This is a genomic window from Geodermatophilus africanus (genome assembly GCF_900107105.1).
GTDB lineage: Bacteria > Actinomycetota > Actinomycetes > Mycobacteriales > Geodermatophilaceae > Geodermatophilus > Geodermatophilus africanus.
The window spans coordinates 59,184-70,783 of record NZ_FNOT01000018.1 but is presented as its reverse complement, the minus strand read 5'-3'; the positions used below and the strand labels follow the sequence as shown (position 1 = coordinate 70,783).

Here is an 11,600-nt window from a genome sequence, read left to right as displayed (position 1 = left end):
CAGGCGGATCCGCTCGACCGGCACGGCCTCCTTCTCCACCACCGGGCGCTCGGCGCGCAGGGTGACCTCGTGCTCCTCCTCGGAGATCGCCGGGCCGTCCATGGCGTTGCCGACGTTGGCGTCGGTGATCGGCTCGCGCTCGACCCGGACCTCCTCGCGCGACACCGGCACGGTCTCGGAGACGTTCTCGGTGACGACGTACTTGCGCAGCCGGGCCCGGCCGACCTCCTCGCTGCGGGTGCCCACGTTCAGGCGCTCCTCGGAGCGGGTCATCGCGTCGTCGGTGGTGGGGCCGGAGGTGTCGCGACCCACCGCCCGGTCGGCGACGTCGTCGTAGACGCCGTCCCCGTCACGGTCGGTGCGGCCGGTGGTCCCGGCGCCCATCCCGGTGGTCCCGGCGGCCACCCCCGAGGTCTCGGTCGGGGTCGAGGGGTCGACGACATCCCTCGTCCCGCCGCCGGTCATCCCCCTGCTCTGGGTCGGGGTCGAGGGGTCGATGACGTCCCTCGTGTCGCCTCCGGTCATCCCGGCGGTCCCGGTCGTCGTCGTGGGATCGACGACGTCCCTGGTCCCGCCGCCGGCCATCCCGGCGGTCCCGGTCGTCGTCGAGGGGTCCATGACCGCCGTCCGGTCACTGTCGCCCCGGCCCGTGGCGACGTCGGTCGTCCCGCCCTGGCCGGAGCCGAGGCCGTAGTAGCGGTAGAGCTCCTGCTCCTCCTGCGGCGACAGGTGCCCGTCGGTGTCGACCCGGGGGGCGTCCTTGACCTGGCTCTTGCTCACCGGTACGCGCAGGCCCTCGTCGGTCAGGTCGGCGTCCCGCAGCGGGACGAAGGACTCCTTGGTGCCGAACAGGCCGGTGCGGACGGTCACCCACTCCGGCTGGCCACTGTCGTCGTCGAGGTAGACCTCCGCGGCCGAGCCGATCTTGTCACCGCTCTGGTCGTAGACGTCCTTGCCGATCACACGGCTGATGGCATCGGTGCCGATCATGGTGGCTGTCACCCCATCCGAACTGGTGTGTGTCCCCTGTCGATCACAGGGGTGACCGTCCGGCGGATCACGAAACGGCCGCGATCGTCGCGACCCGACCGACCGGTGGTGACACTCGGCCGCTCCGAGATCCCGTGAGCGGTCGTGTGCAGCATCCGCGCAGCTCACACAGGTGTGTCCGACGCCACACCAGCCGACGCGGCGGCGCAACCGATCGTGACGGTGCGTCACATCGGTCGGGTCGGGCGTGTCGCACCTTGTCCCGCCCCGGCGCGTCGGTCCCCTCGGCGACGGTGCGCGTGCCCATCCTGGAGGGCGTGCCTCCCCGCTCGCCGTACGACGACCTGGTGCACCCGCGCACCGTGAAGAAGCCGACCCCGCAGGTCGAGGCCGAGCGCGACCTCGTCGTGGAGGACCCGAGCTCGGGGTTCGTGGGTGCCGTGGTGCGCTGCGAGAAGGACGTCGTCCACCTCGAGGACCGATTCGGGAAGGTCCGCGCCTATCCGCTGGGGCCCGGCTTCTGGGTCGACGGCCGACCGGTCGTGCTGGTGCGGCCGAGGCCGCAGGCGCCGGTCCTCCCGACCCGCAGCGCGTCGGGCTCGACCTACCTGACCGGCGCCCGCGCCCGGGTGGCCCGCGAGGGGCGCATCTACGTCGAGGGCAAGCACGACGCCGAGCTGGTCGAGAAGGTCTGGGGCCACGACCTGCGCATCGAGGGCGTCGTCGTCGAGCCGCTGCACGGGGTCGACGACCTGCCCGGCATCGTGCGCGACTTCCGCCCGTCGTCCGGACGGCGGCTCGGGGTGCTGGTCGACCACCTGGTGACCGGTTCCAAGGAGTCCCGCATCGCCGCACAGGTGACCGGCGCGCACGCCCTCGTCGTCGGCCACCCCTTCATCGACATCTGGCAGGCCGTCAAGCCGTCGGTCGTCGGCATCCGGGCCTGGCCGACCGTGCCCAAGGGCGAGTCGTGGAAGGACGGCGTCTGCCGCCGGCTGGGCTGGGAGGACGACACCGGCTACGTGTGGGCGCAGCGCATCCTCGCCCGGGTGCGCACCTGGACCGACCTGGAACCGGCCCTGATCGGCCGCGTCGAGGAGCTCATCGACTTCGTCACGACGAACTGACCTCCCGCGACGCGAGCGGCGGGTCGGCGTGGCCTCCCGGGCGCCGACACCACGACGACCCGCCGGTCAGCGCCGTCCCGATCCTTGTGGGGCCGCCGTCGCCCTGCCATTGTCTCAATCCCTCGAGTCAATGAGTGAGAATGGGGTGCCGTGGTGAGCGTGCTCGTGCTGCTGCCGGTCCTCGCCGGGATGGCGGCCCTCGTCGTCACCGGCGTCCTGCGGCGCTCGCCGCCCAGCCGCGAGCACACCGTCGCCGCCGCACGGGCGCACGCCCGGCTCGGCTCGGCGGCCGCGGTCGTCCTCGGTGCCGCCGCTGCCCTGTGGACCGGCACCGGCCGCCTCGAGGACGCCACCGGGGCGGGGGACCTCGGGGTCACCGCACTCCTGGTACCGATCGCCTTCGGGATCGGGCACACCGCGGTGCTGGGGGTCGCCGAGCTGACCTGGCCCCGCCCCGAGGGCGCGGTGCGCCGCGCCCGGCTGGTGCGGCGGGGACTGCTCGACGCCGCACCCCGCCGGCTGGTCCGGACGGCGGCCGTCGCCGGCGCGGCCGCAGTCCTCACCCTCGCCGGAGGCGCGCTGCTCGCGGCTCCCGACGGCCGCAGCTACGCCCTCGCGGACCGGTTGGTCGGCGCGACCGCCGGCCCGTTCGCCGGGCCCGTCTACGGCCGGCCGGCGGCCCTCGGGCTGCTGGCGCTCGCCGCCGTCACGGCGGCCGCGCTGTGGGTGGTCGCGAACCGGCCCGCCGTCGCCACCGGGGACGACCGCGTGGAGGCGGCCCTGCTGGTGGCCGCGGTGGTGCTGTGCGTCCGGGCGCCCCGGGTGCCGGCCGACGAGCCCGCCGTCCCGGCGTGACCGGGACCGCGTTCGACATCACCGTCGACGTCCGGGCCGCGACGCCGCCGTACGAGCAGATCCGCAGCCAGATCGCCGCCTACGTCGACGCGGGGCTGCTCGCCGCGGGCACCCGGCTGCCCACCATGCGCGCGCTCGCCGCCGACCTCGGCGTCGCCACCGGCACCGTGGCCCGCGCCTACGCCGAGCTGGAGGCCGCGGGGCTCGTGACCAGCCGGCGGCGCACCGGGACGGTCGTCACCGGCGGGCGGGCAGCGCCGGCCGAGGCGCGGCTGCACGCTCTCGCGGCCGACCTCGTCGTCGCGGCCCGGGCGTCGGGCGTGGACGACGAGGGGATCCTGCGCATCGTGCGTGCGGCGCTGGCCCGCGCCCGCTGAGTGGCCCCTCTGCAGGGTCCCGCCGCGAGCCTGCGAGTGGCGGGAGGCAGAGGGGCCCTCTTTCAGCCGGGGATGTAGTTGAAGGTGTCCGGGTCGGGGCCGGTGCGCTCGCCGCGGTCGAGAGCGGACAGGTCGCCCATGGCGTCGCCGTCGAGTGCGAAGTCGAACAGCGCGAAGTTCTCCTGCATGCGCTCACGGGAGACCGACTTCGGGAAGACGACGTCGCCGCGCTGCACGTGCCACCGCAGCACGACCTGCGCCGGCGTCCGGCCGTGGCGCTCGGCCACGCGCTGCACGACCGGGTCGCCGAGGACCTTGCCCTGCGCGATCGGCGACCAGGCCTCGGTGACGATCTCGTGGTCGGCGTCGAACGCCCGCAGCTCCTCCTGCGCCAGGTAGGGGTGCACTTCGATCTGGTTGACCGCCGGGCGCACCTCGGTCTCGGCGAAGAGCCGGCGCAGGTGGTGGGCCTGGAAGTTGGAGACGCCGATCGCGCGGCAGCGGCCGCTGGCGTAGATCTCCTCCATCGCCTTCCAGGTCTCGACGTAGTCCACGTCGATCCCCGGCAGGGGCCAGTGGACGAGGAACAGGTCGAGGTACTCGAGGCCGAGGTCGCCCAGCGACTGGTCGAAGGCGCGCAGCGCGTCGTCCCGGCGGTGGAAGCCGTTGTTCAGCTTGCTGGTCACGAAGACCTCGCCGCGGTCGATGCCGGAGCTCGCGACGGCCTCGCCGACGCCCTTCTCGTTGCCGTACATCTCGGCGGTGTCGATGTGTCGGTAGCCGATCTCCAGGGCGGTGGAGACGGCGTCGGCGGTGTCCTCCGGCGGCACCTGGTAGACGCCGAAGCCGAGCTGCGGGATCTCGACGCCGTTGTTGAGGCGGATCGTGGGCACGGTGGCCACGGGGCTCCTCTCGAGTCCGGACGGGGGGCGTCGCGCGCATCAGATGGCGCACAACCTGCCGTCCACCGCCTACCCGGGAGCCCGCCGCTCAACCGGCCTAGAAGTAGTCGAGCAGCTCGGCCCGCGGTCCGCAGGCGAGCAGGTCGAGCGCGGCCGGGTCGTCCGGGCCGGACCCCAGGCCCGCATCACTCGGCCCCGTCCAGAGGCTCAGCCCGAGCCTGCCAGGACTGAGGAGGACGGGGTCCTTGCTCAGCCCCGGCTCCCGGTCGGGACGGCGCAGCTTCCCCGCACCGTCGGCCAGCTCCAGCTCCCACGGTCCGGTGTTCCCCGTGACGACCGGGTCGAGCAACGTGAACGCCACCCGGCCGCGCACGTGCCCCGGCCAGCCGCGGTCGGCGACGGCGCGCACCACGTCGACCGGCCGGTGCATGAACGCTGTCGCTCCGCCGGCCGTCGCGCGCTCGACCGGCAGCAGGCCCGACGCCGCGTCGCCGGCCAGCAACGGCAGCCGGACGGTGCGGGTCACGGTGCGCCAGCCGGCCAGCACGCCGACCAGCGCCCGCGCCGCCTCGGCGGTGACCGCGAGCAGGTCGTGCACGGTCAGCCGCGCCTCGGCCCCGTAGCCGGTCCCGCGCTCGTACACCAGGGCGCCGGTGGGGACCCCATCCTGCTCGGCGACCGTGAGCCCGTCCACCCCGTCGGGCCACCGGCCCTCGTGCGGCAGGTCGAAGGCGCCGCCGCGGCGGGTGAGGGCGGCGCGCGGGCGGGCGGGCGTCTCGTACAGCGCGCCGACGACGGCCAGGTCGGCCGGCTCGCCCGGGCGCACGGAGACGCCGGGCGCCGGGGCCGACGGCAGCGAGGCGGTGTCGAGCTCCACCCGCTGCAGCGCGCCCACGACCTCCCACCCCAGCGCCGGTAGACCGCCGACACGGTCGGGTAGAGCGCGCTGACCGCGGTGCCCCGCTCCCGGGCGCGGGCCAGCAGGTCGGTGAGCAGCGCCCGGGCCACCCCGCCGCCGCGGTGCTCGGGCAGGACGGCGACCCCGCCGACGTCCGCCGTCGCCACCGCCCGGCCGCCCCACGTCTGCCGGTGGCCGGTGTCGGTGGCCTTGCCGACCAGCCGGCCGCACTCGTCGAACGCGCCCAGCCGCAGCACGCCGTCGACCGGCCGCAGCGCCCACTCCGGCGGCGTGGCGGGCCCGCGAAGGCCAGCCGGCCCAGCTCCCACGCGGCGGGCAGCTCGTCGGCCAGCGGCCGCACGGTCGGGCTCATGCCGGCACCGCGACCCGGCGGGGACGCAGCAGCGGCGCGCCGGCCAGTGCGAGCAGGGCCGCGAGCGCCGCGGCCCCGGCCGGGACGGCGAAGGCGGACTCCGCACCCCAGGCGTCGACGGCGGCGCCGGCCAGCGCGGACCCGGCCGTGACACCGAGGGTCAGCCCGGTGGTGGTCCACGACAACGCCTCGGTCAGTGCGGTGCGCGGGACCCGCGACTCGACCAGGGACGTGCCCGAGACCAGCACCGGGGCGATGGCGGTGCCGGCGAGGAAGCCGGCGGCCACCAGCACCGCCAGCGAGCCGACGCCCCAGAGCAGCTGCGCGGCGAGACCGAAGGCGACGGCCGTGACCACGAACCGGGCGGCGAGCGTCCCGGGCAGCCGCGCGACGCCGTAGACGAGACCCGCCACGAGGCTGCCGAACGCGTAGACGGCCAGCGCCACCCCGGCCAGCACGGGCGCACCCTCCTCGTCGGCGAAGCCCACCACGACGACGTCCATCGCCCCGAACACGGTGCCGACCGCCGCGTAGGTGCCGGCGACGACCAGCACCGTCGCGTTGAGCGCGGCCCACCGGCTGGCCGGCGCGCCGGGGTCGGCCGGTTGGACGGCGGGCTCGGTGGCGCGCTGCCGGGCCAGCCAGAAGCCGCCGACGGCGCCCAGCGTGATGCCGGTGAGGAAGCCGACCGGCGGGGCGACCAGCGTGGCCAGCAGGGTCACCAGCGGCGGGCCGACGACGAAGACGACCTCGTCGACGACGGCCTCCAGCGCGAAGGCGGTCTGCCGGCGGCCCGGCTCGGCCAGCGCCTCGGCCCAGCGGGCCCGCACCAGGGACCCGATGTTGGGCCCGCTCGCCCCGCACAGCGCGGCCAGCACGAACCAGCTCCACCGGGGCGCGCCGAGGGTCACCGCGGCGACGAAGCCGTAGCCGGAGAGCACGTAGCCGGTCATCGCCCAGCGCAGCACGGCGCCCTGCCCCCGGCGGTCCATGGCGCGCGCCCACTGCGGGCTGGCCAGCGAGAAGCTCAGCGCCAGCGTGCCGGAGACGGCGCCGGCCAGGCCGTAGCTGCCGGTCTCCCCGGCGACGAGCAGGACCGCCCCCAGACCGAGCATGGGGATGGGCAGCCGGGCGACCCACCCGGCGAAGGAGAACGCCAGCGAGCCGGGGACGGCGAGGAGGCGGGCGTAGGGGCCGAACACGGTGCGGGGTGACACGGGACGTCTCGCGCTTCCTGGCCACAGGCGAGTGCGGGGCTGCCCGCCGGTCTCTCGGGTGGCCTCGCGACGGTAGCAACGGACTCCCGCGCCCCGCCGTCGCATTTCGGCCGGCCCGGCGCGCCTCCGGTCGGGTACTTGACGGTTCATACACCCTCTGTGAGCGGTCGCACACGCACCGCGTCCCCGTCGAAGGAGCCCCGTGTCCGCAACTCCCCGCCCGCGCCGCCTGCTGGCCCTCCTGCTCGGCCTCACCGTCCTGCTCGCCCCCGGCACCGCCGCGGCCAAGGGCGACGACCCCACCGGCACCGAGGACGGCGGCGGCACCACGGCCACCGCCGGCGACTTCGCCGTCACCGTCAACGGCCGCACGACCAACCCGGCTCCCGGCTCCGAGGCCCGGCTGCGCGACGTCACCCCGACCGGATCGATCGCCGTCCGCGGCCGGCACGTGACCTTCAGGATCGACCCCGCCACCCTCGGGGTGTACGACTACACGCTCACCGGCGCGCCGGACGCCCAGCGGATGGTTCCCGCCCCGACCGTCGTCTTCGCCTCGAAGGTGCCGCAGCTCACCGCGGCCCAGCTGCGCAGCGTGCGGATCGGCGAGCTGCGGCTGCGCGACGGCGTCCTGGTCGCCGAGTTCACCACCGCCGCGGGCAAGCTCAAGGTCCAGGCCAAGGACGCGCCGCAGGGCGGCATCTTCCAGATGGAGCAGGAGTTCGGCACCGCCGTCGAGTACGTGCACACCCTCGGCCCGACGCTCTTCTACTTCGTCAACGAGTACACCGGCAAGGTCAACTTCGGGGACGGCGTCCCCGGCGACGCGACGCACCACATGCTGCTCGGCAAGGACAGCCCCCAGGTGGCCACCAAGACGTACCAGGACGGGACGACGACCCGCTGGTCGGTCGCCTCGGGCGGTCGCATGGGCGGCGTCCTCGGCGAGGACTCGATCGAGCTGTCGGCCGGCGCGACCAACTGCACCACCGACTGCCAGGCCCGCAACCGGATCCAGGGCTCGGTGCCGGTGCCGCCGGACCCGGTCGACCCGACCCCGATCGGCTGACCCAGCACTCCCCCGGTGGGGGGCGACCGGAGCTCCGGTCACCCCCCACCGCCCGTCCGGGCAGGGGCGCACCGGCGCTCCCGCGCACTACATTCGGGGGGTGACCTCGACCAGCCCGCTCCCCCACCCGGGAGTCCGCCGTCCGGACCCCGCCCCCGGCACGGGCGGGCTCGTAGACCGGCACGGCCGGGTGGCGACCGACCTGCGGGTGTCACTGACCGACCGGTGCAACCTGCGCTGCACCTACTGCATGCCGCCCGAGGGCCTCGACTGGCTGCCCAAGGTCGAGGTGCTCACCGACGAGGAGATCGCCCGGCTGGTCCGCATCGGCGTCGAGCAGCTGGGCATCCGCGAGGTCCGCTTCACCGGCGGGGAGCCGCTGCTGCGCCCGGGCCTGGTCGGCATCGTCGCGGCTGCCACCGCGCTGCAGCCCCGCCCCGAGGTCAGCCTGACGACCAACGCGATCGGCCTGGCCCGCGTCGCCCCCGCGCTGGCCGCCGCCGGCCTCGACCGGATCAACTGCAGCCTCGACACCGTCGACCGCGACCGGTTCACGCAGCTCACCCACCGCGACCGCCTCGACGACGTCCTCGCCGGCCTGGCCGCCGCCCAGCGCGCCGGGCTCACGCCGGTCAAGGTCAACGCCGTCCTGCTGCGCGGGCTGAACGAGGAGGACGCCGTCCCGCTGCTGGACTTCTGCCTGGAGCACGGCTACCAGCTGCGCTTCATCGAGCAGATGCCGCTGGACGCCCACCACGCCTGGACCCGCGGCGAGATGGTCACCGCGGAGGACATCCTCGAGCGCCTCTCGGCGGCGCACACCCTCACCCCGGACACCGAGGAGCGCGGCTCCGCGCCGGCCGAGCGCTGGCTGGTGGACGGCGGCCCCGCGACCGTCGGCGTCATCGCCTCGGTGACCCGCTCCTTCTGCGGCAGCTGCGACCGCACCCGGCTGACCGCCGACGGCCAGGTGCGCAACTGCCTGTTCGCCCGCGAGGAGTCCGACCTGCGGACGCCGATGCGCGACGGCGCCACCGACGAGGAGCTGGCCGACCGCTGGCGGATCGCCACCCTCGGCAAGCTCCCCGGGCACGGGATCGACGACCCCAGCTTCCTGCAGCCGGCCCGCCCGATGTCGGCCATCGGCGGCTGAGGCCCGTGCCCGTCACCGTCCGCTACTTCGCCGGGGCCCGCGCCGCCGCCGGCGTGGACAGCGAGACCCGCGACGCCGGCACCCTCGACGAGCTCGTCGGGCAGCTCGTGGCGTCGCACGGGGAGCGCCTGGAGAAGGTGCTCACCGCCTGCTCGTTCCTCGTCGACGGCACCTCGACCCGGGACCGGTCGCTGGCGCTGGCACCGGGCGCCGTCGTCGACGTGCTGCCGCCCTTCGCCGGTGGCTGAGAGAAGGTCCCTGCCCCCGGCCCCGTCCCGAGGCTCGCCCCGAGCTCGCGAGGGTGAGGAGGACGGGGTCCTTCTCCTGCACGGGGGCCGACCGGCCGCCGCGCGCTCGGCGGAGAATGGGTGCATGAGCATCTGGGACAGGGCCAAGGCCAAGGTCGAGGAGCTGGTCGGCCGAGCCGAGGAAGTGTACGGCGAGTCCCACGGGGACGCCGCCGCGCAGCTGCACGGGGAGGCCCACCGGCTGGAGGGCGAGGCCGAGGAGGAAGCCGCCCTGCGGGACGAGGCCGCCCGGCGGGACCCGGACGACGGAGCGGCTCCTGTCCGCTGAGCTGCGCCCCGTCGCGCACCGGAACGGGGAGGGAGCGAGGACGATGGAGGGCATGGCCGCCCCCGCCGTCCTGGACGTCGCCCCGTGGGGCGACTTCTCGGCCGCGACCTGCGGGGTGCTCGCGTCACTGCACGAGCGCCTGGGCTGGGACGTGTGGGTGGTGACCCGCGTCGTGGACGACCGGCAGGTCGTGCTCCACGCGCACCCACCCGACCTGATCCGGCCCGGGACCTGGCTGCCGTGGGCGGACACCTTCTGCCGCGCCATGGTCGCCGGGGAGGCCCCACGCGCGGCCACGGTCACCGCTGCCGTGCCGGCCTTCGCCAAGCGCATGACCGGGCCGGCCTCGCGGATCGGCGCCTACATCGGCGTTCCGCTGGTCGCCACGGACGGCGAGCTGTTCGGCACGCTCTGCGCCTTCGGGTTCCGCGCCCGGCCGCGCAGCGCCGCCCGCGACCTGCCCCTGGTCGAGACGGTGGCGCGCCTGCTGAGCACGCTGATCGCCGCCGGCATGACGCCGTCCGACCCGCCGGCGGCTCCACGCGCCTGACCGGCCTCGCCCGGCACCTCCGGCCCGTGGGCCTCCTCGGAGCCGGGACCGAAGTCCCTACCCCGGCGCGCGGAGCGCAGGGGAGGCTGTCCCGTGACGGTGCAGTGCCGCGCTGTTGCAGGCCCACAGGAGGGCCGCCGCCGGTCTGCCGGGCCGGAACCACCCGCCGAGTCGTGGAGGCGTCACATGCCCCCATCCGTCCTGTCCGTCGTCCAGGTGCAGGCCGACGGCCGTGTGCTCGCCGAGGCCGACATCCGCCGCACCGGCGAACCGGGTGTCGTCGCCTCGGCGATGCACGTGGAGTCCGGTCACCTGCCGGTGGGCACCGGCGCCCGCCTGGTGGACGCCGTCCTCGACCAGGCCCTGCTGGACGAGGCCGAGCTGCTGGTCGCCACGATGCCGCTCAACGACACCGAGATGCTCGACCGGGTGCGGCAGCGCAGCGGCGACGTCGCCGCGCGGGCCGCCGGCGCCACGAAGATCGTCGAGGCGCGGCTGGCGCCCCGGCGCCCTTAAGGGCAGGCGACCCACTCCTCCTCGCCGTCGGTGAAGACCTGCCGCTTCCAGATCGGCAGCCGCTCCTTCACCAGGTCGACGAGCTCGGCACAGGCGGCGAAGGCGTCCCCGCGGTGCGAGGTGCTGACCGCGCAGGCCAGCGCGACGTCGCCGATGCCGAGCATGCCCACCCGGTGGGAGACGGCGACGGCGTGCACGTCGGGCCGGGCGGCGAACTCCTCGGCCAGCTCGACGATCACCTGCTCGGCGGTCGGGTGGCCCACGTACTCGAGCTCGGTGACCGAGCGGCCGCCGTCGTGGTCGCGGACCACGCCGGCGAAGGACACCACCGCGCCGGCCGCCTTGTCGGCGACGGCGTCCTCGTGCTCGGCGACGGAGAGCGGCGCATCGACGACCCGGGCGATCACGGCGCCGACGGTACCCCGCCGGGCGGCACGTCGAGGTCGGTCGGATCGGCCAGGCCGGTGCAGTCAACCTCGGTGACGGCGCGGCCGGCGAGGTAGCGGCGGGCGCCCTCGTCGCCGGTGACCGTCCCCGCGACGCCCGCCCAGTGCTCCCGGCCGAGCAGCACCGGGTGCCCGCGGACGCCGTCGTAGGTGGCGACCGCCAGCGCGTCCGGGGCGGCGTGCGCGGCGACGGCGCGCAGCGCCTCCGGCGTCATGCCGGGCAGGTCGACCAGGGTGACCAGCGCGGCGTCGACCCTCCCGGGCCAGCCGCGCAGCCCGTCGAGGCCGGTCCGCAGCGAGGAGGCCATGCCGGTCTCCCAGTCGCGGTTGGCCAACACGGTGGCACCGTCGAGGTCCGCCGTCCTCCAGACGTCGACCGCCTGCGCACCGAGGACGACGAGCACCGGGTCGCACACCGCCCGCGCCGTCCGCACCGCCCGCTCCACCAGCAGGCTGCCCTCGTACTCGACGAGCGCCTTGGGCATGCCGTAGCGCCGCCCGCCGCCCGCAGCGAGGACCAGTCCCGCGACCGTGCTCATCCCGCCACCCTC

At 75.5% G+C, this 11,600-nt stretch carries 15 protein-coding genes and 1 pseudogene; 9 read left to right on the top strand and 7 right to left on the bottom strand.

Annotation, left to right across the window (positions count from 1 at the left end; translation table 11 throughout):
• The coding region (locus BLW63_RS22545) for a DUF2382 domain-containing protein (RefSeq protein ID WP_091161247.1) at positions 1-990 on the bottom strand (990 nt) is incomplete at its 3' end.
• Between the two features lie 293 nt (positions 991-1,283).
• On the opposite strand from BLW63_RS22545, the gene BLW63_RS22540 reads away from it, so the two are divergent.
• The 3 genes from BLW63_RS22540 to BLW63_RS26360 all read left to right on the top strand — a co-directional run bounded on the left by BLW63_RS22540 (position 1,284) and on the right by BLW63_RS26360 (position 3,349).
• Positions 1,284-2,117 carry a DUF3097 domain-containing protein gene (locus BLW63_RS22540; protein ID WP_244522741.1) on the top strand — a complete coding sequence of 278 codons (834 nt, stop codon included), beginning with the start codon at positions 1,284-1,286 and terminating at the stop codon, positions 2,115-2,117.
• Between the two features lie 153 nt (positions 2,118-2,270).
• Positions 2,271-2,972: a hypothetical protein gene (locus BLW63_RS26365; protein ID WP_139263721.1), complete on the top strand. Its 702-nt coding sequence runs from the start codon at positions 2,271-2,273 to the stop codon at positions 2,970-2,972.
• Positions 2,969-3,349 (top strand): GntR family transcriptional regulator, encoded by a 381-nt coding sequence (locus tag BLW63_RS26360; RefSeq protein ID WP_139263719.1) that lies wholly within the window; start codon positions 2,969-2,971, stop codon positions 3,347-3,349. The genes BLW63_RS26365 and BLW63_RS26360 overlap by 4 nt, the downstream gene beginning before the upstream one ends.
• Positions 3,350-3,411: 62 nt before the next feature.
• On the opposite strand, the gene BLW63_RS22530 is transcribed toward BLW63_RS26360, so the two are convergent.
• The 4 genes and pseudogenes from BLW63_RS22530 to BLW63_RS22520 form a co-directional block, all read right to left on the bottom strand.
• Entirely contained in the window at positions 3,412-4,251 is an 840-nt protein-coding gene (locus BLW63_RS22530; RefSeq protein WP_091161244.1) for an aldo/keto reductase, read from the bottom strand.
• Positions 4,252-4,348: 97 nt separating this feature from the next.
• Positions 4,349-5,146, bottom strand: a complete 798-nt coding sequence (locus BLW63_RS22525) for a GNAT family N-acetyltransferase (RefSeq protein ID WP_244522740.1) — start codon at positions 5,144-5,146, stop codon at positions 4,349-4,351.
• Positions 5,147-5,214: 68 nt separating this feature from the next.
• Positions 5,215-5,406, bottom strand: a pseudogene (locus BLW63_RS28195) (GNAT family N-acetyltransferase); the annotation flags it as partial.
• Positions 5,407-5,518: 112 nt separating this feature from the next.
• Positions 5,519-6,739 (bottom strand): MFS transporter, encoded by a 1,221-nt coding sequence (locus BLW63_RS22520; RefSeq protein WP_091161241.1) that lies wholly within the window; start codon positions 6,737-6,739, stop codon positions 5,519-5,521.
• 202 nt (positions 6,740-6,941) lie between these two features.
• Between BLW63_RS22520 and BLW63_RS22515 the strand changes: the two genes are divergently transcribed.
• From BLW63_RS22515 to BLW63_RS22490, 6 genes are all read left to right on the top strand, one after another.
• Positions 6,942-7,808, top strand: a complete 867-nt coding sequence (locus BLW63_RS22515; RefSeq protein WP_091161238.1) for a hypothetical protein — start codon at positions 6,942-6,944, stop codon at positions 7,806-7,808.
• Positions 7,809-7,908: 100 nt separating this feature from the next.
• Complete coding sequence (moaA, locus tag BLW63_RS22510) at positions 7,909-8,961, top strand: GTP 3',8-cyclase MoaA (RefSeq protein ID WP_091161236.1); 1,053 nt, start codon at positions 7,909-7,911, stop codon at positions 8,959-8,961.
• Positions 8,962-8,966: 5 nt separating this feature from the next.
• The gene (locus BLW63_RS22505; RefSeq protein WP_091161234.1) at positions 8,967-9,209 is read left to right on the top strand and encodes a MoaD/ThiS family protein; all 243 of its coding nucleotides are present in this window, start codon (positions 8,967-8,969) and stop codon (positions 9,207-9,209) included.
• 124 nt (positions 9,210-9,333) lie between these two features.
• Positions 9,334-9,537 (top strand): hypothetical protein, encoded by a 204-nt coding sequence (locus tag BLW63_RS22500; protein WP_091161231.1) that lies wholly within the window; start codon positions 9,334-9,336, stop codon positions 9,535-9,537.
• 52 nt (positions 9,538-9,589) lie between these two features.
• Positions 9,590-10,087, top strand: a complete 498-nt coding sequence (locus BLW63_RS22495; protein ID WP_091161269.1) for a GAF domain-containing protein — start codon at positions 9,590-9,592, stop codon at positions 10,085-10,087.
• 186 nt (positions 10,088-10,273) lie between these two features.
• A complete protein-coding gene (locus BLW63_RS22490) occupies positions 10,274-10,603 on the top strand; it encodes a hypothetical protein (RefSeq protein WP_091161228.1) in 330 nt (109 codons plus the stop codon).
• Here the strand turns inward: BLW63_RS22490 and BLW63_RS22485 are convergent.
• Both BLW63_RS22485 and BLW63_RS22480 read right to left on the bottom strand, forming a co-directional pair.
• Positions 10,600-11,010 carry a molybdenum cofactor biosynthesis protein MoaE gene (locus tag BLW63_RS22485; RefSeq protein ID WP_091161225.1) on the bottom strand — a complete coding sequence of 137 codons (411 nt, stop codon included), beginning with the start codon at positions 11,008-11,010 and terminating at the stop codon, positions 10,600-10,602. The two genes, BLW63_RS22490 and BLW63_RS22485, sit on opposite strands and share 4 nt — an antisense overlap.
• Positions 11,007-11,588, bottom strand: a complete 582-nt coding sequence (locus BLW63_RS22480; RefSeq protein WP_091161223.1) for a nucleotidyltransferase family protein — start codon at positions 11,586-11,588, stop codon at positions 11,007-11,009. Before BLW63_RS22480 ends, BLW63_RS22485 begins: the two co-directional genes overlap by 4 nt.
• Positions 11,589-11,600: the final 12 nt, after the last annotated feature.

Bases quoted from the DNA above. Each gene is read 5' to 3' on its own strand.
- BLW63_RS22500 (WP_091161231.1), top strand. From the start codon at position 9,334: ATGAGCATCTGGGACAGGGCCAAGGCCAAGGTCGAGGAGCTGGTCGGC.
- BLW63_RS22495 (WP_091161269.1), top strand. From the start codon at position 9,590: ATGGCCGCCCCCGCCGTCCTGGACGTCGCCCCGTGGGGCGACTTCTCG.
- BLW63_RS22490 (WP_091161228.1), top strand. From the start codon at position 10,274: ATGCCCCCATCCGTCCTGTCCGTCGTCCAGGTGCAGGCCGACGGCCGT.
- BLW63_RS22480 (WP_091161223.1), bottom strand. From the start codon at position 11,588: ATGAGCACGGTCGCGGGACTGGTCCTCGCTGCGGGCGGCGGGCGGCGC.